We start from the raw sequence: 21,092 nt of genomic DNA, 5'->3' as shown, positions 1-21,092 counted from the left end.
GCACCAAACACCCCCCCCGTCCCCCCCCTCCCCCTCCCCTCCCCCCCCCCCCCGCCCCCCTCCCCCCCCCCCCCCCCCCCCCCCCCCCCCCCCCCCCCACCCCCTGACCTGCCCGTGTGAAGTGGGGTTAGGCTCGGGCGCGCCGCCCCCCGCGGCTGAGATTCGGAGAACGCGCACCATGAACACCGCACCACACGCTCCCGCCCGCCTCACCTTCCGGGACGCCACGGCGGAGGACGTCGAGCCGCTCGTCGCACTCATAGAGGCCGCCTACCGCTCCAAGGGCGCCCGCGCGTCCTGGACCTCGGAGGCCGACCTGCTGGGGGGCCAGCGCACCGACGAGCGCGGTGTCCTCGAAGTGATCGAGGCGCCCGGCAGCCGGCTGCTGATGGCCGAGGCGGACGGGGCGCTGGTCGCCTGCTGCCAGCTGGAGCACCGCGGCCCCGCCGCGTACTTCGGCATGTTCGCCGTCCACCCGGACGGCCAGCGCGGGGGTCTGGGCAAGCGCGTCATGGCCGAGGCGGAGCGCCGCGCCGGGGCGGAGTGGGGCGTCGGCGAGATGCACATGACCGTGATAGTCCAGCGCGAGGACCTGATCGCCTGGTACGAGCGCCGCGGCTACCGCCGTACGGGAGTGCTGACCCCCTTCCCGTACGGCGACGAGCGGTTCGGCGTACCGCGGCGTCCCGACCTCGCGTTCGAGCTGCTGGTCAAGGCGCTGGACGACGACATCTGACCGACGGCGCCCGGTGAGGCGGCCATCTCCGGCACGGGACGCGCCGCCCCGGCCGCCGCGCGGGACCGTCAGGCAGTGAACCGGCCGGTGCGCCGGATCTCCGGGAAGTCGGTGGTCGCCCCGTCCAGGCCGAACGCCCTGACGAGCCGCAACTGCTCCGGTGTGTTCACCACCCAACCGATGACCCCCAGCTCCGCCGCGTGCGCGCGCTCGACGACCTCCAGCGTCAGCCGCCGGATGTTCAGAGCCAGCGAGTCCGCGCCCACCGCGACCGCCCGGTCGACCACGTCGGTGTCCCAGCGGCTGGCGATCAGCACCGTCCGTACACCCGGCACCAGGGCGGAGATCTCGGCGACGGCCTCGTCGTGGAACGAGGACACCTCCACCCGCCCCACCAGCTTGCGCCGGTGCATCACCTCGGCCAGCGCGCGGGCCGCCGCCACATCCTTGATCTCCGCCTGGAGCGGTGATCCCACCGCGTCCAGGACCTCCTCGAAGACCGGCACTCGCTCGCCCCGTCCCGCGTCGAGCTCCCGCAGCTCGGCGAGGGTCCGGTCGGCGATCGGCCCCGTCCCGTCGGTCGTGCGGTCCAGTTCGGCGTCGTGCATGACGACGAGTGCGCCGTCCTTGCTCAGATGAAGGTCGAGCTCGATGGCGTCCATGCCGGCTCGTTCGGCGTGCCGGAAGGAGCGCAGGGTGTTCTCCGGTTCGACACCCATCACTCCACGATGACCGATGGTGAGGAAAGTCAAGGCTGACTCGCTTCCGTCGTCGGCGGCTCCCGCGCGGCGCTGGTGCCCCACGCGGCACGGCGGCAGCCTAGCGGCCGGGGCGCCGGACGGACCCGGGTCGGAGCCGTGCGCGCCCGAGCCTGCCGTCCACACCGTCAACGGCAGGAAAATCGCCCGTAAACCTAGGGTGCGGCAGGATAATTTGTCTCTCGCTCCCTTGTACGGGAGAATCAGAGACCTATACGGTGCTTTAACGCCTGCTTCTCCCGTGGAGGACGTGACATGACGGAAATTCTTGTGCAGGACCGGAGCGCACCGCATACGGCCGACGACGAGCGAGTGGTCGAGCACCCCGCCTGGACCGAGCTCAAGAACGCCGTCGAGGAGATCCGCCCCTGGCAGTCCAAGGACGGCTCCATAGACCTCGACGCGGAACAGGCGCCCGCCCGCGCCGTCGTCGACGCCACGCTCGACCGCGTGATCGCCGCCGTCGAGCGGCTCGCCCCCCTGCTGCCGCACGACGCCGACTACCACCGGGCGCTCGTGACCGACCTCCGCGCATGGGCCGACGGCGCCTTCGGCGTACCCGACTTCCTGGACTCGCTGCTGGCCTTCCAGCCGGCCGCCGACCGTGTGGACCGGCTCCAGCACCTGGTCGTCTTCCCCATGTACACCCAGAACGGCAACCCGGACCGCAACCTCGAAGCGGTCGTCCTGCGCATGGTCTGGCCCGAGTGGCTCTCCGAGCTGGAGCGCACCCGCTACGACAACCCCCTCTTCTGCGGCATCACCTTCGAGGACTTCACCGCCGGCTACGACACCAACTCCGCGGTCCTCTTCCCCGAGACGATCGCCGTCCGGCAGGCCCCCGAGCGGTTCAGCTGGGGCGGCATCTTCTGCGACCGCGAGGCGGCCCGCTTCCGCCGGGTCACCGAGGCCGCGGTCGGCATCCTCGGAGTGGAACTCCCCGACGACATCCGCGAGATGATCGGCGACCAGGACCGCTGCCAGCAGGCGTTCGTGCTCTGGGACATGATCCACGACCGCACCCACAGCCACGGCGACCTGCCGTTCGACCCCTTCATGATCAAGCAGCGTCAGCCGTTCTGGATGTACGGCCTGGAGGAGCTGCGCTGCGACCTCACCGCCTTCCGGGAGGCCGTGCGGCTCCACGCCGACGGTGTCGCACAGGGCCGCGACGTCCAGTACGCGGTGCTCTTCGACCGGATGTTCCGCTTCCCCGTCACCGGCGCCCGCGAGCGCAACTACGACGGCCTCGGCGGCCAGCTCCTCTTCTCCTACCTCCACAAGCACGACGTGGTGCGCTGGACCGACAACACCCTGCGCATCGACTGGGACAGGGCCCCGCAGGTCACCCAGGGGCTCCTGGACGAGATCGAGACCCTCTACCGGGCCGGGATCGACCGCCCGAAGCTGGTCCACTGGTTCGCCGCCTACGACCTCGTCTCCACCTATCTGGCCCCGCACCCCGGATCCACCTGGGCCAAGGGCCCGGACGCCCTCGACCTGGATCTGCCCCCGCGCAAGCTGGTGGACGACGTGCTTCCTGACGAGTTTCCGCTCAGCATGTTCTACGAGGCACTGGCCAAGAAGCTCAAGAACGTGATCGCCTCGACCAAGGGGATCACCGCGGCCGGTGCCGGGCAGCGGCGAGCCGCGTGAGCCCACCGGCCGACCGGGCCGCGACAGCGCGGCCGACGACGACAACGCCCACACGGGGGACAACGGGATGACGGAGACGACGACCATGAGCGGAAGCGGCGGAACGGGCGCGCTGGACGGCGCCGTCGTGGCGGTCGCCGGAGCGGGCGGGCCCGCCGGGCGCGCGACGCTGCTGCGCCTCGCCGGAGCCGGCGCCACCGTCCTCGGCGCCGACGCGGACTCCGAGAGCCTCGCGGAGGCCGTCGACGCCGCCCGCCGCGCGCACACCGGCGCCACGGTCGTCGGCGACACCGTCGACCTCCTCGACGCGGCGGCCACCCGCGCCTGGGCGGCCAGGGCCGAGCAGGACCACGGGAAGGGCCGGATCGACGGTCTGGTCCACCTCGTCGGCGGCTGGCGCGGCGGCAAGACCTTCGCCGACACCGATCTCGCCGACTGGGACCTGCTGGAGAAGCTGCTGATCCGCACCGTCCAGCACACCTCGCTCGCCTTCCACGACGGGCTGCTGCGCAGCGACCGCGGGCGCTACGTACTGGTCAGCGCGGCCGGCGCGAGCAAACCCACGGCGGGCAACGCCGCCTACGCCGCCGCCAAGGCCGCGGCCGAGGCGTGGACGCTGGCGCTGGGGGACGACTTCCGCAAGGCCGGGGGCGACGCGGGACCGCGGGCGGCGGCTGCGATCCTGGTCATCAAGGCACTGGTGCACGACGCGATGCGCGCCGAGCGCCCCAATGCGAAGTTCGCGGGCTTCACGGACGCCGGAGAGCTGGCCGACGCCATCGCCGGGATCTGGGACCGGCCCGCCGGTGAAGTGAACGGAAACCGCCTGTGGCTGACCCCCGAGTCATGAAGGCCCGTACGACGGCCGCGCGTGCGCACCACGACCCCGGCACGCGCGGCTTCGCCAGCGACAACTACGCGGGCGCCCACCCCGAGGTGCTGGCCGCGCTCGCCGTCGCCAACGGCGGTCACCAGATCGCGTACGGCGAGGACGACTACACCGACCATCTCCAGCGCGTCATGCACGGCCACTTCGGCCCCACCGCGAAGGCGTTCCCCGTCTTCAACGGAACCGGGGCGAACGTCGTCGCGCTCCAGGCCATGACCGACCGCTGGGGCGCGGTGATCTGCGCCGAGTCCGCGCACATCAACGTGGACGAGGGCGGTGCGCCCGAGCGGGTCGGCGGGCTCAAACTGCTCACCGTGCCGACCCCGGACGGCAAACTCACCCCGGAGCTGGTCGACCGGCAGGCATGGGGCTTCGACGACGAGCACCGCGCGATGCCGCAGGTCGTGTCGATCACCCAGAACACCGAACTGGGCACGGTCTACACACCCGACGAGATCCGCGCGCTGTGCGAGCACGCCCATGGGCTGGGCATGAAGGTCCATCTCGACGGGGCCCGGATATCCAACGCCGCCGCCTCCCTCGACGTGCCGATGCGCACCTTCACCAACACCGTCGGTGTGGACGTGCTCAGTTACGGCGGCACGAAGAACGGCGCGATCTTCGGCGAGGCCGTCGTCGTCATCGACCCGGACGCGGTACGCGCGATGAAGCGGCTGCGCAAGCTGTCGATGCAGCTCAGCTCCAAGATGCGGTTCGTCTCCGTGCAGTTGGAGGCGCTGCTGGCCGGCGATCTCTGGCTGCGCAACGCCCGGCACAGCAACGCCATGGCGCAGCGGCTCGCCGACGGGGTGCGCGGGATCGACGGGGTCGAGATCCTGCACCCCGTCCAGGCCAACGCCGTCTTCGCCCGGCTGCCGCACGACGTGGGCGTGCGTCTCCAGCGGCGCTTCCGCTTCTACTTCTGGGACGAGGCGGCCGGCGACGTGCGCTGGATGTGTGCCTTCGACACCACCGAGGAGGACGTCGACGCGTTCGTCCAGGCCCTCAAGGAAGAGATGGCCCGGTAATCGCGGACCGGGGACCCCGGGCTGTGCGGTGCATTACAGTGGACCTCATGGTGTGCCGTGGTGCACCGCTTCCGTATGTCCCGAGGCAAGGCTGACGATGACCCTGACTCTCACCGTGTCGGACGAGGTGCACACCCTCGTCCCCGGATTCACCCCGCTCGCCGTCGAGGCCCACGGCCTGGTGAACGGCCCCAGCAACGAGGCCAGTTCGGCGCTGCTGGACGACGCGGCCCGCCGGCTCGCCGAGCGCCTCGACGGGCGCGCCCCGCACGAGGACCCGCACATGGCCGCCTGGCGCGCGGCGTACTCGGCGTTCGGCAGCAAGCCGTCCCGTACCCGCAACTCCGCCGAGGCGCTGGCCAAGAGGGCGCTCGCGGACGGCGGCCTGCCCCGGATCAATCTCCTCGTCGACCTCTACAACGCCATCAGCGTGGCCCATCTGATCCCCGTCGGCGGCGAGGACATCGACAGCGTCGTGGGCGCGATGCGGCTCGTACGGGCCACCGGCGACGAACCGTTCCACACGGCGGCCGGCGGCGAGCCCGTCGTCGAACACCCGGACGCGGGCGAGGTGGTGTGGCGCGACGACGAGGGCGTCACCTGCCGGCGGTGGAACTGGCGCCAGGGAGTCCGTACCCGGCTCACGGAGGAATCGGTGAACGCGGTCTTCCTCCTGGAGAGCCTGGCCCCCATGACCCGCGCGGAACTCGACGCGGCGGGCACCGAACTCGCCGAATCGCTGGAGAAGTTGAGCCCCGGGGCGCGGATCACCGTCCACCCCGCGGGCTGACACCCCGTCCGGCGACCGCCCCAGCAGTGACGTTTCGGTGCGGTCGCCGCACGGGTCGGGTCAGTTGGCCTCGCGGACCTCGGCGGCCGTCGGCGCCGTACCGCCGAGGTGCGCCGGCACCCACCAGGTGTCGCTCGCGTCCCTGGGCCGTACCGGATAGGCGCGCTGGGCGGCTTCGAGCAGCTCCTGCACCCGCTCGCGCAGCCGCCGGGTGATCGCACCCGCGTACTGGTCGGTGGGCGCGTCCAGCGGCTCACCGACCCGCATCGTCACGGGGATGTGGCTGCGCCGGAAGTTGCGCGGGCGTCCCTTGGTCCAGATCCGCTGGGTCCCCCACAGCGCCATCGGGATCAGCGGCACGCCGGCCTCCTGCGCCAGGCGCGCCGCGCCCGACTTGAAGGACTTGAGCGTGAACGACTGCGAGATGGTCGCCTCGGGGAACACGCCGACGATCTCGCCGGAGCGCAGCGATTCGAGCGCGTGCGCGTAGGCGCTCTCGCCCTGTTTCCGGTCCACCGGGATGTGCTTCATGCCGCGCATCAGCGGCCCCGAGACCTTGTGGCGGAAGACGGAGTCCTTGGCCATGAAGCGGACGAGGCGCTTCTGGGGGAGCGCGGTGAGTCCGGTGAAGACGAAGTCCAGATAGCTGATGTGGTTGCTGACGAGGACGGCACCGCCGGTACGCGGGATGTTCTCGGAGCCCTGGGTCTCGATCTTGAGGTCCAGCGCCTTGAACATCGTGCGGGCGGCGCCGACGACCGGCCGGTAGACGAGCTCTGCCATCTGGAGGAGACCCTTCTGTTCCCGGGGAGGGTTCTCCCGACGGAAGTTACGCAGCCGTAGGTTTTCGGCATTGGGCAGATGGTGCCCCAAACGAGGGCCCGTGGCCAGTCCTGCCGACGGCGCGGAGCGAGATTCTCATCACGTCATTCCCGGCTGATCGGGGCGCGGACCGCAGCTCAACGCCCCGGCGGCGGCAGGGACGGCGCCGGTGGGGCCCGCTCCGAACCGGGACCTCTGGCGGCTGTGTCCATGACACCGGCACGGCTCGGGACGGCCGTAGTGCGGAATATCCCGCGGCCGTGTGAGGCTTTACCGGGGATGACGGTGGCTCCGGTGGTGTGGGTGGCGGTGCTCGCGGCGGCGGGCCTTCCCGGCGTGTCGCACCGCCGTACGGACGGGAGGCTCCTGGGTGTGCGGGCGTGACGGCGAAAGGCGGCTCGGCGCCGCCGAGTTGGGTGTGGAGTTGGGGGAGCGTGCCACGCTCGTCCAGTTCTCCAGCGCGTTCTGCCAGCCCTGCCGCGCGACCCGGCGCACGCTCGCCGACGTGACCGGCATGGTCGACGGCGTCGTCCATGTGGAGCTGGACGCCGAGGACCGGCTTGAGCTGGTACGTGAGTTGGGTGTTCTCAGGACGCCGACGGTGCTCGTGCTCGACCCGGCCGGCCGGATCGTCCGCCGGGCCGCGGGCGCGCCGCGCAGGGCCGATGTGATCGCCGCGCTCGGCGTGGCCGTGCGGGGCGCGACGCCCGGCGGCTGAGAGTTCCCGGCCGGCGGGTCGTTGTGCGTTGGGAACGTCACAGTTCGAAGCGATTGCTCAGCGGGCACCAGATGGATGTACTGGCGAGTAATATTATGGTCGGTGCGCCGGTCGACCTGACCGGAAAACCTCCCATCAGGCGCCTATGCTGCGAGCAACAAGGCAGCCCAGAAATGACGATGCAGTAGGAGAGCCGGCGTGAGCTTGAGGATCGTTGTCTGTGTGAAGTACGTGCCCGACGCCACGGGCGACCGGCATTTCGCCGATGACCTGACGCTGGACCGTGACGATGTGGACGGTCTGCTGTCCGAGCTGGACGAGTACGCGGTCGAGCAGGCGCTCCAGATCGCCGGTGACCACACCGGTGACGACGCGGAGGTCACCGTGCTGACGGTGGGCCCCGAGGACGCCAAGGACGCACTGCGCAAGGCGCTGTCGATGGGCGCGGACAAGGCGGTCCACGTCGAGGACGACGATCTGCACGGCACGGACGCCCTCGGCACCTCGCTGGTCCTCGCGAAGGCGATCGAGAAGACCGGCTACGACCTGGTGATCTGCGGAATGGCCTCCACCGACGGCACGATGGGCGTCCTGCCCGCGATGCTCTCGGAGCGCCTGGGCGTACCCCAGGTGACGCTGCTGTCCGAGGTGTCGGTCGACGGCGGCACCGTCAAGGGCCGCCGCGACGGCGACGCGGCGACCGTGCGGCTCGAAGCCTCCCTGCCGGCCGTCGTGTCGGTGACGGACCAGTCGGGCGAGGCCCGCTACCCCTCGTTCAAGGGGATCATGGCGGCGAAGAAGAAGCCGGTGGAGTCCCTGGACCTGGAGGACCTGGACATCGCGGCCGGTGACGTCGGCCTCGAAGGCGCGTGGACGGCGGTCGACTCGGCCACGGAGCGCCCCGCCCGTACGGCGGGCACGATCGTCAACGACGAGGGCAAGGGCGGCGACGAGCTGGCCGAGTTCCTCGTGAGCCAGAAGTTCATCTGACGAAACGCGGTACCCGGGCCATGCCCGGTGCCGCCGCAGTAGCCGGTCCCGGAACCCTCACGTACACGCATTCGCAGGAGAACAGAACCCATGGCTGAAGTCCTCGTCTATGTCGACCATGTGGACGGCGCCGTCCGCAAGCCCACCCTGGAACTGCTGACGCTGGCCCGCCGCCTCGGCGACCCGGTCGCCGTCGCGCTCGGCGCGGGCGCCGCGGACACCGCCGCCAAGCTGGCGGAGCACGGCGCGGTGAAGGTGCTGACCGCCGACGCCCCCGAGTTCGCCGACTACCTCGTCGTCCCCAAGGTCGACGCGCTCCAGGCCGCGTACGAGAGCGTCTCCCCGGCGGCCGTACTCGTCCCCTCCTCCGCCGAGGGCAAGGAGATCGCCGCCCGCCTCGCCGTGCGCATCGGCTCGGGGCTGATCACCGACGCGATCGACCTCCAGGCCGGTGACCAGGGTCCGGTGGCCACGCAGTCCGTGTTCGCCGCCGCCTACACCACCAACTCCCGTGTCACCAAGGGCACTCCGGTCATCACGGTGAAGCCCAACGCGGCCCCCGTCGAGCCGGCCGCCGCGGCGGGCACCGTCGAGGCGCTGGCCGTCACCTTCGGCGAGTCGGCCACCGGCACCAAGGTCGTCGGCAGCACCCCGCGCGAGTCCACGGGGCGCCCGGAGCTGACCGAGGCCGCGATCGTCGTCTCCGGCGGGCGCGGCGTCAACGGCGCCGAGAACTTCGCGATCATCGAGGCGCTCGCCGACTCCCTCGGCGCTGCCGTGGGCGCCTCGCGCGCCGCCGTCGACGCCGGCTGGTACCCGCACTCCAACCAGGTCGGCCAGACCGGCAAGTCGGTCTCCCCGCAGCTCTACATCGCCTCCGGCATCTCGGGCGCGATCCAGCACCGGGCGGGCATGCAGACGTCGAAGACGATCGTCGCGATCAACAAGGACGCCGAGGCGCCCATCTTCGACCTCGTCGACTACGGCGTCGTCGGTGACCTCTTCCAGGTCGTCCCCCAGCTCACCGAGGCCATCAAGGCGCGCAAGGGCTGAGCCGGCACATCCCGGGGGCCGCGCGGTGGATCGTCACCGCGCGGCCCCTTTGTGCTGCGTACTCGCGTCACCGCCCGCTCCGGGCGACCATTGACGCAGCCCGGACCGGGCGATTAACTTCACCATGCGGATTGACTTTTTCGTATAGCGGAAATTCGAGACCATAGACGGAGGCACGGGAATGGGCCAGGGTCAGCAGGAGAAGGTGGCGACGAGCCTCGGTGACGCGGTCGGCGCGAGCATCGGCGCCTCGCTCGCACCGGTCGACGCCGAACTCGCCCGCCGCTACCCGGGAGACCCCGGCACCCGCCAGCCCGTCCACACCGTCTACGTCCCCGCCGACGCCTTCGACGCGGGCACCGTCCGCTCCTGGGGCGACCGGGCGCTGGCCGCCCTCGACGAACACGCCCCCGACGCCCGCTCCCTGGCGCGCGTCCTCGGCATCCCGGACGAACTGGCGGAGCCCGTCCACGACCGGGTGCGGGCCAAGCTGGAGCGCGAGCCCGTCGAAGACCTGCGGATCGACTTCGAGGACGGCTACGGTCCGCGCTCCGACGAGGAGGAGGACGCCGCCGCCGCCCGCGCCGCGCGCCTCGTCCACGCGGCGTACGCGGACGGCACCGCCGCCCCCTACACGGGCATCCGGATGAAGTGCCTGGAGGCGGCCGTACGGGACCGGGCCATCCGTACCCTCGACATCTTCCTCAGCGGGCTGATGGAGGCCGGCGGACTGCCCGGCGGGCTCGTCCTCACCCTGCCCAAGGTCACCTATCCCGAACAGGTCACCGCGATGGTGCGGCTCCTGGAGGAGTTCGAGAAGGCGCGGGGGCTCGCGCACGGCCGGATCGGCTTCGAGATCCAGATCGAGACCAGCCAGTCCATCCTCGCCGCCGACGGCACCGCCACCGTGGCCCGCATGATCGGCGCGGCGGACGGCCGTGCCACCGGACTGCACTACGGCACCTTCGACTACAGCGCCTGCGTCGGCGTCAGCGCCGCCTACCAGTCGAGCGACCACCCGGCGGCCGACCACGCCAAGGCCGTCATGCAGGTCGCCGCCGCGGGCACCGGAGTACGCGTCTGCGACGGCTCGACCAACGTGCTGCCCGTCGGCCCCACCAGCCAGGTCCACGAGGCGTGGCGGCTCCACTACGGGCTCACCCGCCGCGCCCTGGCCCGCGCCTACTACCAGGGCTGGGACATGCACCCCGGCCATCTGCCCACCCGTTACGCCGCCGTCTACGCCTTCTACCGCGAGGGCCTGGAGCCGGCCGCCGCGCGACTGGCCGCTTACGTCGCGAAGGCCGGCGGCGACGTGATGGACGAGCCCGCCACCGCGAAGGCGCTCAGCGGCTATCTGCTGCGCGGACTGGACTGCGGAGCCCTCGACGGCGTGGAGGTCACCCGGCTGACCGGCCTCACCCGCGCCGGGCTGGAGGGCTTCGCGGCCCCGCGCCGCGCGGACCTGACGGTCTCGGCGCCGTAGCACCCGCCCGGGCTGTCTCCGGCGAACAGCGCCTGGCCCGCCGCGTCCGGCGCGGCACCTCGCCACGTCGTCGCCGGACGGCCGAGTGCGCCCGGTACGGCCCGGCCTCCGCCTCGCGAGGCACCGCACCAGCCGCCGCCGGCGCCTGCCCTGCGGGCGGACGCGCCATCTGCCGGACCCGGCGGCGGCCGGCCGCCGGGCCTACCGGCCGGCCGGCGGCGGGAGTTCGCCCGATCCGCGGGCGATCAGCCTGGTGGGCACCACCACCTGGCCGGGCGACTCGGCCGCCCCGTCCAGCCTGCGGAACAGCCGCTCGGCCGCCGTGCGCCCCAGGGTCGCCGCGTCCTGCGCGATGACCGTGACCCCGGGGTCCAGCAGATCGGCCAGCTCGATGTCGTCGAAGCCGACCAGCGCGACGGGCCGCTCGTGCGCGGCCAGCGCCCTGACGACCGTCACCGTCACACGGTTGTTGCCGGTGAGGATCGCCGTCACCGGCTCCGGGGCAGCGAGCATCGAGACGACCGCCTCGTGGACCCGCTCGGGAACGGTCGTGCCCAGCGACACCCACGACTCGTCCACCGGCAGACCGGCCTCGGCCATCGCCGCGCGGTAACCGCCCAGCCGTTCGACCGCCGTGTGGATCCGGGGCTGGTCACCGATGAAACCGATCCGCCGGTGGCCGTGGGCGACCAGATGGGCGGTGCCCGAACGCGCGCCGCCGAAGCTGTCGGAGAGCACGGCGTCCGCCTCGATCCGGCCTGCCGGACGGTCCACGAAGACCGTCGCGACACCGGCCTTGATCTCCGGCTCCAGATAGCGGTGGTCGTGTCCGGCGGGAATGATGATCAGCCCGTCCACGCGGCGCGCGCACAGGGCGAGCACCAGTTCCTGCTCGCGGTCCGGGTCCTCGGCGCTCGATCCGTTGATCAGCAGCGCGCCGTGGGCGCGCGCGACCTCCTCGATCGCACGGTTCAGCGGGCCGTAGAACGGGTCGGCGAGATCTTCGAGCACCAGTCCGATGCTGGCGGTGCGGCCCTTGCGCAGCACCCGCGCCGAGTCGTTGCGGCGGAAGCCCAGCGCGTCGATGGCCTCCTGGACGCGGCGCTCGGTGTCGGGGGTCACGCCCGGCTCCGCGTTGACCACGCGGGACACCGTCTTGAGGCCGACACCGGCACGGGCTGCCACGTCTTTCATCGTGGGCCGATTACCGTAGCGGGGCTCGGAGTGACGGGCGGTGTCGGCCACGGTGCGCTGTCCTGTCGTCGTTCGGGTTGTCCACAAGGCTTGTGGCGTTGAGCATAGGCCCTGGACAACGTTGTCAGGTGAATGGAGACTGTTCCACGAACCCGCAGGTCCCACGCGCGTCCACACCACCCCCGCCCGCGGGGGAACACTCGTCCACTGGAGATCCGACACTGATGCATACCGACCTCGTAGCCGCTCTCGACATCGGCGGTACCAAGATCGCCGGGGCGTTGGTGGACGGCGACGGGAGGATCCTCGTACAGGCCCGCCGGCCGACCCCGGCGACCGAGGACGGCGAGTCGGTGATGCGCGCGGTCACGGAGGTGCTGGCGGAGGTCGGTGCCTCGCCGCTGTGGACGCGCGCGACGGCCCTCGGTATCGGCAGCGCGGGTCCCGTGGACGCGGCGGCCGGCACCGTCAGCCCGGTGAACGTCCCCGGCTGGCGCGGCTTCCCGCTGGTGGAGCGGGTCCGGCGGGCCACCGGCGGTCTGCCGGTGACGCTCGTCGGCGACGGTGTCGCCGTCACGGCCGCCGAGCACTGGCAGGGCGCGGCCCGCGGCCACGACAACGCCCTGTGCATGGTGGTCTCCACCGGCGTCGGCGGCGGCCTGGTGCTCGGTGGCAAGCTCCACCCCGGCCCCTCGGGCAACTCCGGCCATATCGGCCACATCAGCGTCGACCTCGACGGTGACCTCTGCCCGTGCGGCGGACGCGGCTGCGTCGAGCGCATCGCCAGCGGCCCCAACATCGCCCGGCGCGCGCTGGAGGGCGGCTGGCGGCCCGGTCCGGACGGTGACACCTCGGCGGCGGCGGTCGCGGCGGCGGCCCGCGCCGGCGACGCGGTCGCGATCGCCTCGTTCGAGCGTGCCGCGCAGGCGCTCGCCGCGGGGATCGCCGCGACGGCGACCCTCGTGGAGATCGGCATCGCGGTCGTCGGCGGGGGAGTGGCGAACGCGGGCGACGTGCTCTTCCTGCCGCTGCGCCGGGCGTTGCGGGATTACGCCACGCTGTCGTTCGTCCAGAACCTCACCGTGGCCCCGGCGTCGACCGGGACGAACGCGGGGCTGGTGGGCGCCGCGGCGGCCGCCGCGCTGGGCCGCCGGCCCGCCGCGCCGAGGGTGACGGACACGGCCATGAGCGCTCCGACGTCCTTGTGACGGTTCGTCACAGCACCCCGCCGGGGCTCGCTTCGCTCGTGCGACGTCGCGCGCGTCCGGCGGGTCACCTGGGCTGCTGCGGCACCACCACGACGAGGAATACGTCCGACTCCAGGTCCATCACCACCTCCGCGGGCGTGCCCTCGTCCCGCCGCGCCCGCGCGAACTCCTCGGCGGGCCGGCTTCCTCTCGGGTCCCCGGCGGGGAACGTCTCCAGTACGACGCGGTGCATCGCATACCCCCTTGTCACATCCGACTCCAACGACCTTCCGTGCGTGTGTGTTACGGCCCCGGCTGAAAACGCTCCGTGAACCAGGGCGCCCGGCCGCCTCCGTAAGAGGTGGCGATCAGGCCATGGACCGGCAACGGCGAGTTGACGACGGGGCAGCCGGAATCGGCCACGTGTTCAGTGGATCTTGTTCTCGACGGCCCGGTGGTCACGGCCGCGTTGTGCGATCCCGGGGGCGTCGGCCTGAACGGTCGTCAGGTCGGTAACGGCGGGTATCCGTTCACACGTGATCCCGCCGGTTGTCATGCTGGGAGCGCTCCCAGCGGCAAGTCTTGACCAAGACCTGTCAACACTTGGGCGCCGCGAGCCCATTTACTACTCCACCCCCACGCGCTACGTTGCGGATGGGAGCGCTCCCATCTCCCGTCAACCCCCCACCATCCACGCCAGAGCCTCTGACATGTCATCGCCGGGCCCGAACCAACGGTCGGCTCCCGCAGCATGGGGCGACGCCCGTGACAGGTCCCGGCTGATCGGTCGGTGCTCGGCGGAGACCTTCACGAAGGAGACCAACTCATGGCCATCAACTCGGTCCGTGCCCGGCGCACGCTGGCCCTAGCCGGGGCCGCGGGCGTTTTCGCCGCGGTGCTGTCCGTGCCGTCCCCGGCATCGGCGCACGGCGTCAGCATCATGCCCGGCTCGCGGACCAACCTGTGCTACAAGGACCTGCTCCAGAACGGCTCGACCCAGATGCCCTCCAACCCCGCCTGCGCCGACGCGGTCCGGCAGACGGGTACCACCCCGCTGTACAACTGGTTTGCCGTTCTGGACTCCAACGCCGGTGGCCGGGGCGCGGGTTACGTCCCTGACGGGAAGCTGTGCAGTGCGGGCGACCGCAGCCCGTACAACTTCTCCGCGTACAACGCGGTCCGCACCGACTGGCCGAAGACGCACCTGACCTCGGGTGCGAACATCCAGCTCAAGTACAGCAACTGGGCCGCCCATCCGGGCAAGTTCGAGGTGTACCTGACCAAGAGCGGGTGGAGCCCGGCCAAGGCCCTCGCGTGGGGCGACCTGGAGCACCTCCAGACGGTGACCAACCCGCCGCAGAACGGTGGCGTGGGCACCGACGCGGGCCACTACTACTGGAACCTCCAGTTACCGCAACGGAGCGGTCAGCACATGCTCTTCGTCCAGTGGATCCGCTCCGACAGCCAGGAGAACTTCTTCTCCTGCTCCGATGTCGTCTTCGACGGCGGCAGCGGTGAGGTCACCGGTCTCGCGGGCGGCGAGCGGTGGGCCGCCGAGGTCGAGGCGCTCGGGGCGGACGTCGAGAACACCAAGGCCGACCCGGTCCACGCCGCCGGACACAACGAACACGCCGTGGCCGGTGAGGAGCTGGCAGCCTCCAGCGACGAATCGGCCGTCGCCGTGCCCGCGGTAGCGGCGGGTCTGGGGGCAGTCGTCTTCGCCAGTGGCGCGATGGTCTTCAACCGGGGCCGCCGGGCCAAACGGCAGGGCTGACGACCGAGGACCCCGGCGCCGCCGCCGGGGTCCTCGCACCGTCAACGTCGTTCACGTCGCACCGCACCGCCGCAGCATCATCTCTCTGCCGAGCGGCATCCAGGACGCGGGGCCGGAGTCCCCTTCGGCGCTGACGGCGCGCCCTTTTCGGGACCGGATTCAGCACGTCTTTCGCGAACCGTTCGCAGCGGGTCTCCGGTCCGCGCCCCTTCTCCGCCGGCCCGTCGATCAACTCGCGCGCCCACCGCGGGGTCCGCGTCCCGGACGGCGGGAAGTCCATCGCTGCGGGCCTGCTGCGGCACGAACCGATCCGCTGGCGAGCCGCCGGAGCGTCCACCGCGTTGTTCGCCTCGGTCCTCGGGTGTTTGATGACCAGTCCGATGCGCGTGGCTCCGTCATCGGTGAAGTCCCAGCAGGATCTACTCAGGACGTACCCGAATGAGGAACGGGCGACATCGCGCGTGTGGCGGTTGAGTCCCTGATGGGGCACGAGCTGCCCGGCATCAAGGGCACCTACAGCGAAGTGACGATCGCAATGGAAGAGCGGATCGTTGGGTATCTCCAGGGAGTGTGGGAGAAGGAGGTGGTGGGAGCCGGGCTGTGGACGCCTCCATGTCCCATGCCTCTCCCAGACGATCCTGCGAGGTCCTCTCCGCCGCTGTTCAGCGGCCTTCCGGTCTTGGAGTATGAATGATCGTCTGGCTCAACGGTGCGTTCGGAGCGGGTAAGACCAGTACGGCGCGCGAGCTGATCGACATGATCCCGAACAGCACCCTGTACGACCCCGGAGTGATCGGTGCCGGGCTGCGGGAGCTGCTCCCGCAGAAGAGGCTCGCCGAGGTGAGCGACTACCAGGACCTGCCCGTCTGGCGCCGGCTGGTCGTGGACACGGCCGCCGCGCTGCTCGACGACGCGGGCGGAGTGCTCGTCGTGCCGATGACTCTGCTCAGACAGGAGTACCGGGACGAGATCTTCGGCGCTCTGGCGTCCCGGCGCATTCCCGTGAGGCATGTGCTGCTGGCGCTGGACGAAACGATTTTGCGCAGGCGAATAGCGGGCCGGGCGTGCGGCCCTGACGCCGCCGACGACCCGGAGCGGACCGAGCGCGCCCGGCAGTGGGCGTACGAGCACATCGAGCCGTACGGCGCCGCGCTCGGCTGGCTCACGGCCGACGCGCTGGTCGTCGACACCGGAGGGCTCACACCGGCGCAGAGCGCGGCGATCGTCGCCGACGCCGTCAACGCGGGCTCGGCGGGGCTCTGCGAGATCGTGCAGACACCCGAGCCGACGGCGGAGACCGTCGCGGCGGGGGTGCTCCTCTTCGACGAGCGGGACCGGGTACTGCTCGTCGATCCCACCTACAAGCCCGGCTGGGAGTTCCCCGGCGGTGTGGTCGAGCGCGGCGAGGCGCCCGCCCGTGCCGGGATGCGCGAGGTCACCGAGGAGATCGGGATCGAACTCGGCCAGGTGCCGAGACTCCTGGTCGTCGACTGGGAACCGCCGAGACCGCCCGGCTTCGGCGGACTGCGGCTGCTCTTCGACGGCGGCCGGCTGCCCGACCACGACGCCGGGCGGCTGCTGCTGCCGGGATCGGAGCTGCGCGGCTGGCGTTTCGTCACCGAGGACGAGGCGGTGACGCTGCTGCCGCCCGCCCGCTACGAACGGCTGCGCTGGGCCCTACGCGCCCGGGAGCGGCGGACCGTACTCAATCTGGAGGCCGGTGTCCCGGTCGGCTGACACGCGCAGCACGGACGCCGCGTCCGTGGTGGCGTCGGTGACCAGCGGATCGCCGTGGCCGAAACAGACCGTCGACGGACCGAGGGCGGCCAGCCGGATCATGGACCGCTTGGCGCTCTCGCGGTTGACGTTGAACACGCCGAGCATCACCCGGCGTTCGTCGGCCGCCACGGCGTCACCCGTGAACAGCACGCCGTGGTACGGCAGATGGACGGCGATGGAGCCGTACGTGTGCCCCGGTACGTGCACCACCCGGGCGCCGTCGCCGAACGGCAGCTCGTCGCCGTCCTCCAGCTCGCGGTCCACCCGGGTGGGCGGCGCGGGCGGCACGGTCAGCCCGTGCTCGTACAGCGGGATCTCCCAGTCGAGGAGCAGCGGGTCGGGCACGGGCCACTCACCGCGGATGACGGGCGCCTCCAGCCGGTGCGCCATGATCTCGGCGCCGTACCGCCCCGCCAGCTCCTGCGCCGCGCCCACATGGTCGCGGTGGCAGTGGGTGAGGACGATGCGGCGCAGACTCCCGGGGGTGAGACCGAGGTCGCGGATGGCGTACTCGATGTCCGGCCCCGCGTAGACATGACCGGAGTCGACGAGAGTCAGCTCGTTCTCGTCCTGCCACAAGTACGCCTGACCGATGGGGAAACGGAGCATATGCAGCCGTGGACTGATCGCAACGAGATCCATGTGTCGAATGTATGCAGTGGGGAAGGGGCGTGTGCGGCACTTCGCTCACGGCGTTTTCCGCTGTCCGCAGAACGACCCGGGGGCCCCGCGGATGAACCGTTTCGCGAAGGTCCACGTCAGGGGCCCCCGGCGGACCACCGGACGGCGGCTAACCCCGCTTCGACCGCGCGTAGTTGACCAGGAAGTGCGCCTCGGCCACCGACAGCCGCTCCAACTCCTGCGGTGACACACTCTCGTTGACCGCGTGGATCTGCGCCTCCGGCTCGCTCAGCCCGATCAGCAGGATCTCCGCCGTGGGGTACAGCGCCGCCAGCGTGTTGCAGAGCGGGATGGAGCCGCCCATGCCGGCGCTCTGCATCTCCTCGCCCGGATAGGCCACGCGCATCGCCTCGGCCATCGAGGTGTACGCGGGGCTGGAGGTGTCCGCGCGGAACGGCTGGCCCTGCCCGACCTGTTCGACCGCGACCCGCGCCCCCCACGGTGTGTGCGCCTCCAGGTGCGCGGTGAGCAGCTTCGTCGCCTCGGTGGCGTCCTGCCCCGGCGGCACCCGGAGACTGATCTGCGCGCGGGCGCTCGCCTGCACCGACGGCGTCGCGCCGACGACCGGCGGGCAGTCGATGCCGATGACGGTGACCGCGGGCCTCGCCCAGACCCGGTCGGCCACCGTGCCCCGGCCGATCAGCCCGACACCGTCCAACACCTTGGCGTCCCTGCGGAAGTCCGCCTCGGGGTAGTCGAGTCCGTCCCAGTCGGCGTCGGAGGCCAGGCCGTCCACGGTCGTCGAACCGTCCTCGGCCCGCAGGGAGGCCAGGAGCTGGATGAGCGCGGCGAGGGCGTCCGGCGCGGCGCCGCCGAACTGGCCCGAATGCAGGTTGCCTTCGAGGGTGTCGACCTGGACCCGCAGCATCGTCATGCCGCGCAGCGTCGCCGTGACCGTCGGCAGCCCGACCCGGAAGTTGCCGGTGTCACCGATGACGATCGTGTCGGCGGCGAGCAACTCCGGGTGTTCCTCGGCGTACCGCTCCAGACCGCCCGTGCCCTGTTCCTCCGAACCCTCCACGATCATCTTGACGGCGACGGGCACGCCGCCTGCGGCCTTCAGGGCGCGCAGCGCGAGCAGATGCATCACAAAGCCGCCCTTGCAGTCGGCCGCCCCGCGGCCGTACCAGCGGCCGTCGCGCTCCGTCAGCTCGAACGGCGGTGTGACCCACGCGCTCTCGTCGAGCGGCGGCTGGACGTCGTAGTGGGCGTACAGCAGCACGGTCGGGGCCCCCTCGGGGCCGGGCAGGAAGCCGTACACGGACTGGCTGCCGTCCGGGGTGTCCAGCGCCGCCACGTCCTCGAAGCCCTCGGCGCGCAGCGCGTCCGCCACCCACGCCGCGGCGGCCTCGCACTCCTCACGCGGGTACTGCGCGGGATCCGCCACCGACCGGAAGGCCACCAGCTCCGCGAGTTCCGCCCGTGCGCGCGGCATCAGCGAAGTGACGGTTTCGGCGATCGGACTGACGGACATGGGCACGCTCCAGGCGGGTACGACGTTGTGTGTTTGTGTGTGCGTCGAGGAACAGCCCGATCCTGCCACAACGGACCGGGCCCGCAGGCGCCGTAGGATGCCGTGCGACAGCAAGGGCCACCGGTCGGATCAGGAGCAGAAGCACATCGTGAGCAGCGAGAACGCAGACGCCGGAAGTCAACCTGGAAGCGAGCCCGGGACCGGTCCCGAGGCGGTGCCCGAGGGTGGGCACGACCCGTCGGTGTGGGATGTCGTCGTGGTCGGCGCGGGTCCGGCGGGAGCGTCCGCGGCCTACGCGGCGGCCGTCGCAGGCCGTCGGGTACTGCTGCTGGAGAAGGCGGAGTTGCCCCGCTACAAGACCTGCGGCGGTGGCATCATCGGCCCCTCGCGCGACGCCCTGCCACCCGGCTTCGAACTGCCCCTGCGCGACCGGGTGCACGCGGTCACGTTCTCGATGAACGGCCGGCTGGCGCGCACCCGCCGCTCCCGGCGCATGCTCTTCGGGCTCATCAACAGGCCCGAGTTCGACGAGAGCCTGGTGGAGCACGCCCAGAAGGCGGGCGCCGTGCTCCGCACGGGCGCCTCGGTCTCTCGGGTCCAGCAGCACGGCCCGGCCGTCCCCGACCGCCGTACGGTCGCCGTGGTCCTGGCCGACGGCGAGACGATCCTGGCGCGCGCCGTCGTCGGCGCCGACGGCAGTGCCGGCCGGATAGGCGCCCATGTCGGGGTGAAGCTCGACCAGGTCGACCTCGGCCTGGAGCTGGAGATCCCGGTGCCCCCCACGGTCGCCGAGGACTGGTCCGGCCGGGTGCTCATCGACTGGGGCCCGCTGCCGGGCAGTTACGGCTGGGTGTTCCCCAAGGGCGACACGCTCACCGTCGGTGTCATCTCGGCGCGCGGTGAGGGCGCGGCGACCAAGCGCTATCTGGAGGACTTCGTCGCCAAGCAGGGGCTCGCCGGGTTCGAGCCCGCGGTCTCGTCGGGCCATCTGACCCGCTGCCGCAGCGACGACTCGCCGCTCTCCCGCGGCCGGGTGCTGGTCTGCGGCGACGCCGCGGGCCTGCTGGAGCCGTGGACCAGGGAAGGGATCTCCTTCGCGCTGCGCTCGGGCCGGCTGGCGGGGGAGTGGGCGGTACGGATCGCGGAGGCGCACGACGCGGTGGACGCCCGCCGCCAGGCCCTGAACTACACCTTCGCCATCAAGGCCGGGCTCGGTGTGGAGATGAGCGTCGGACGGCGGATGCTCTCCGTCTTCGAACGCAGGCCCGGTCTGCTGCACGCGGTGATCACCGGTTTCCGGCCCGCCTGGAAGGCGTTCTGCGACATCACCCGCGGGGTGACGTCCCTGGGCGGTCTCGTACGGACCCATCCGCTGGCCCGCCGCGCGCTGGACGTGCTCGACCGGCAGCAGGCGGGCGCCGCGCGGAGCACGGAGAAGGGCGGCCGGGAGCCGGCGCGGGACGACGGGGAGCGGGACAAGGACCAGAAGGACGGCGCGGTCGCCCCGTAGCCGCGACTCCTCCAGGTCCTGTCCTCGCACTGGCGTCGTCCGCCCGCGGGGCGGGGCTCACGGCGGCTGGTGCGGTGCGTCGCGAGGCGGAGGACCGCCCTCGTACCGGTACCTGGCATATTCGGGCGGCTTCCGGCAACGCGGCGAGGGCGCGTGCCGGGCGCCGTGAGCCAGGCGCCAGCTCGACGACAGGCCCTGGGGCGTGTCCGCAGGGTGGGGCAGGCGGCGGTTGGTGCGGTGCGTCGCGAGGCGGAGGACCGCCCTCGTACGGGACGTACTCGCACGACTCCGACAACGACGCGAGGTGCCGTGCCGGTCCCCGCCTGCCAGGCGGGACTAGGGGTCTGTCGTTCGGATCTTGCCGGGCTCGCGTGCCCCGGTGCGCACGCTCTCCCCCGTAGCCCCCGGAGGGGGCACGGGAGGTGCCCCCTGCGTTGGCGGTGGAGGGGGGGGGGGAGGGGTCCCCCCTCCCCCCCCCCCCCTCTTTCCCCCCCCCCCCCCCCCCCCCCCACCCCCCCCACCCCCCCCCCCCCCCCCAAAACCCCAACGAAAACCAAGGAAAACCAC

The 21,092-nt window shown here is 71.8% G+C and carries 19 protein-coding genes; 13 read left to right on the top strand and 6 right to left on the bottom strand.

Going from position 1 to position 21,092, the window contains the following annotated elements; translation table 11 throughout:
* Nucleotides 1-178: 178 nt before the first annotated feature.
* Nucleotides 179-736 carry a GNAT family N-acetyltransferase gene (locus ACZ61E_RS05700; RefSeq protein WP_469697815.1) on the top strand — a complete coding sequence of 186 codons (558 nt, stop codon included), beginning with the start codon at nt 179-181 and terminating at the stop codon, nt 734-736.
* Nucleotides 737-804: 68 nt separating this feature from the next.
* Here the strand turns inward: ACZ61E_RS05700 and ACZ61E_RS05695 are convergent, their stop codons facing one another.
* Nucleotides 805-1,488, bottom strand: a complete 684-nt coding sequence (locus tag ACZ61E_RS05695; RefSeq protein ID WP_469697813.1) for a glycerophosphodiester phosphodiesterase — start codon at nt 1,486-1,488, stop codon at nt 805-807.
* 261 nt (nt 1,489-1,749) lie between these two features.
* On the opposite strand from ACZ61E_RS05695, the gene ACZ61E_RS05690 reads away from it, so the two are divergent.
* The 4 genes from ACZ61E_RS05690 (at nt 1,750) to ACZ61E_RS05675 (ending at nt 5,857) form a co-directional block, all read left to right on the top strand.
* A complete protein-coding gene (locus ACZ61E_RS05690; RefSeq protein ID WP_469697812.1) occupies nt 1,750-3,150 on the top strand; it encodes a DUF6421 family protein in 1,401 nt (466 codons plus the stop codon).
* A gap of 85 nt (nt 3,151-3,235) precedes the next feature.
* Nucleotides 3,236-4,000, top strand: a complete 765-nt coding sequence (locus ACZ61E_RS05685) for an SDR family NAD(P)-dependent oxidoreductase (RefSeq protein WP_469697977.1) — start codon at nt 3,236-3,238, stop codon at nt 3,998-4,000.
* Complete coding sequence (locus ACZ61E_RS05680) at nt 3,997-5,067, top strand: threonine aldolase family protein (protein WP_469697975.1); 1,071 nt, start codon at nt 3,997-3,999, stop codon at nt 5,065-5,067. Before ACZ61E_RS05685 ends, ACZ61E_RS05680 begins: the two co-directional genes overlap by 4 nt.
* A 97-nt stretch (nt 5,068-5,164) precedes the next feature.
* Nucleotides 5,165-5,857 carry a B3/B4 domain-containing protein gene (locus ACZ61E_RS05675; protein ID WP_469697810.1) on the top strand — a complete coding sequence of 231 codons (693 nt, stop codon included), beginning with the start codon at nt 5,165-5,167 and terminating at the stop codon, nt 5,855-5,857.
* Between the two features lie 60 nt (nt 5,858-5,917).
* On the opposite strand, the gene ACZ61E_RS05670 is transcribed toward ACZ61E_RS05675, so the two are convergent.
* Nucleotides 5,918-6,640, bottom strand: a complete 723-nt coding sequence (locus ACZ61E_RS05670) for a lysophospholipid acyltransferase family protein (RefSeq protein ID WP_469697809.1) — start codon at nt 6,638-6,640, stop codon at nt 5,918-5,920.
* A 409-nt stretch (nt 6,641-7,049) separates the two neighbouring features.
* Here ACZ61E_RS05670 and ACZ61E_RS05665 point away from each other — a divergent pair, with 409 nt between their 5' ends.
* From ACZ61E_RS05665 to ACZ61E_RS05650, 4 genes are all read left to right on the top strand, one after another.
* Nucleotides 7,050-7,397 (top strand): TlpA family protein disulfide reductase, encoded by a 348-nt coding sequence (locus ACZ61E_RS05665; RefSeq protein ID WP_469697807.1) that lies wholly within the window; start codon nt 7,050-7,052, stop codon nt 7,395-7,397.
* Nucleotides 7,398-7,595: 198 nt separating this feature from the next.
* The gene (locus tag ACZ61E_RS05660; protein WP_469697805.1) at nt 7,596-8,387 is read left to right on the top strand and encodes an electron transfer flavoprotein subunit beta/FixA family protein; all 792 of its coding nucleotides are present in this window, start codon (nt 7,596-7,598) and stop codon (nt 8,385-8,387) included.
* Between the two features lie 90 nt (nt 8,388-8,477).
* The gene (locus ACZ61E_RS05655) at nt 8,478-9,440 is read left to right on the top strand and encodes an electron transfer flavoprotein subunit alpha/FixB family protein (RefSeq protein ID WP_469697803.1); all 963 of its coding nucleotides are present in this window, start codon (nt 8,478-8,480) and stop codon (nt 9,438-9,440) included.
* 181 nt (nt 9,441-9,621) lie between these two features.
* Nucleotides 9,622-10,926 carry a DUF6986 family protein gene (locus ACZ61E_RS05650; RefSeq protein ID WP_469697801.1) on the top strand — a complete coding sequence of 435 codons (1,305 nt, stop codon included), beginning with the start codon at nt 9,622-9,624 and terminating at the stop codon, nt 10,924-10,926.
* Between the two features lie 201 nt (nt 10,927-11,127).
* Here ACZ61E_RS05650 and ACZ61E_RS05645 read toward each other — a convergent pair whose 3' ends face one another.
* A complete protein-coding gene (locus ACZ61E_RS05645) occupies nt 11,128-12,171 on the bottom strand; it encodes a LacI family DNA-binding transcriptional regulator (protein ID WP_469697799.1) in 1,044 nt (347 codons plus the stop codon).
* A gap of 173 nt (nt 12,172-12,344) precedes the next feature.
* On the opposite strand from ACZ61E_RS05645, the gene ACZ61E_RS05640 reads away from it, so the two are divergent.
* On the top strand, nt 12,345-13,328 hold the full coding sequence (locus ACZ61E_RS05640) for an ROK family protein (RefSeq protein WP_469697797.1): 984 nt from the start codon (nt 12,345-12,347) through the stop codon (nt 13,326-13,328).
* Nucleotides 13,329-13,392: 64 nt separating this feature from the next.
* Here the strand turns inward: ACZ61E_RS05640 and ACZ61E_RS05635 are convergent, their stop codons facing one another.
* On the bottom strand, nt 13,393-13,560 hold the full coding sequence (locus tag ACZ61E_RS05635; protein ID WP_469697795.1) for a hypothetical protein: 168 nt from the start codon (nt 13,558-13,560) through the stop codon (nt 13,393-13,395).
* 573 nt (nt 13,561-14,133) lie between these two features.
* Between ACZ61E_RS05635 and ACZ61E_RS05630 the strand changes: the two genes are divergently transcribed.
* Both ACZ61E_RS05630 and ACZ61E_RS05625 read left to right on the top strand, forming a co-directional pair.
* The gene (locus tag ACZ61E_RS05630) at nt 14,134-15,081 is read left to right on the top strand and encodes a lytic polysaccharide monooxygenase auxiliary activity family 9 protein (protein WP_469697793.1); all 948 of its coding nucleotides are present in this window, start codon (nt 14,134-14,136) and stop codon (nt 15,079-15,081) included.
* A 690-nt stretch (nt 15,082-15,771) separates the two neighbouring features.
* Complete coding sequence (locus tag ACZ61E_RS05625; protein WP_469697791.1) at nt 15,772-16,818, top strand: NUDIX hydrolase; 1,047 nt, start codon at nt 15,772-15,774, stop codon at nt 16,816-16,818.
* On the opposite strand, the gene ACZ61E_RS05620 is transcribed toward ACZ61E_RS05625, so the two are convergent.
* Together ACZ61E_RS05620 and ACZ61E_RS05615 are read right to left on the bottom strand one after the other, a co-directional pair.
* Complete coding sequence (locus ACZ61E_RS05620; protein WP_469697789.1) at nt 16,759-17,502, bottom strand: MBL fold metallo-hydrolase; 744 nt, start codon at nt 17,500-17,502, stop codon at nt 16,759-16,761. The two genes, ACZ61E_RS05625 and ACZ61E_RS05620, sit on opposite strands and share 60 nt — an antisense overlap.
* A 148-nt stretch (nt 17,503-17,650) precedes the next feature.
* On the bottom strand, nt 17,651-19,015 hold the full coding sequence (locus tag ACZ61E_RS05615) for a M20/M25/M40 family metallo-hydrolase (protein ID WP_469697788.1): 1,365 nt from the start codon (nt 19,013-19,015) through the stop codon (nt 17,651-17,653).
* Between the two features lie 148 nt (nt 19,016-19,163).
* On the opposite strand from ACZ61E_RS05615, the gene ACZ61E_RS05610 reads away from it, so the two are divergent.
* The gene (locus ACZ61E_RS05610; RefSeq protein WP_469697787.1) at nt 19,164-20,525 is read left to right on the top strand and encodes a geranylgeranyl reductase family protein; all 1,362 of its coding nucleotides are present in this window, start codon (nt 19,164-19,166) and stop codon (nt 20,523-20,525) included.
* Nucleotides 20,526-21,092: the final 567 nt, after the last annotated feature.

Source organism: Streptomyces sp. NPDC104581 (assembly GCF_055583685.1).
Note: the sequence above shows the minus strand (reverse complement) of the source record. Positions and strands in the feature narration are given on the sequence as shown.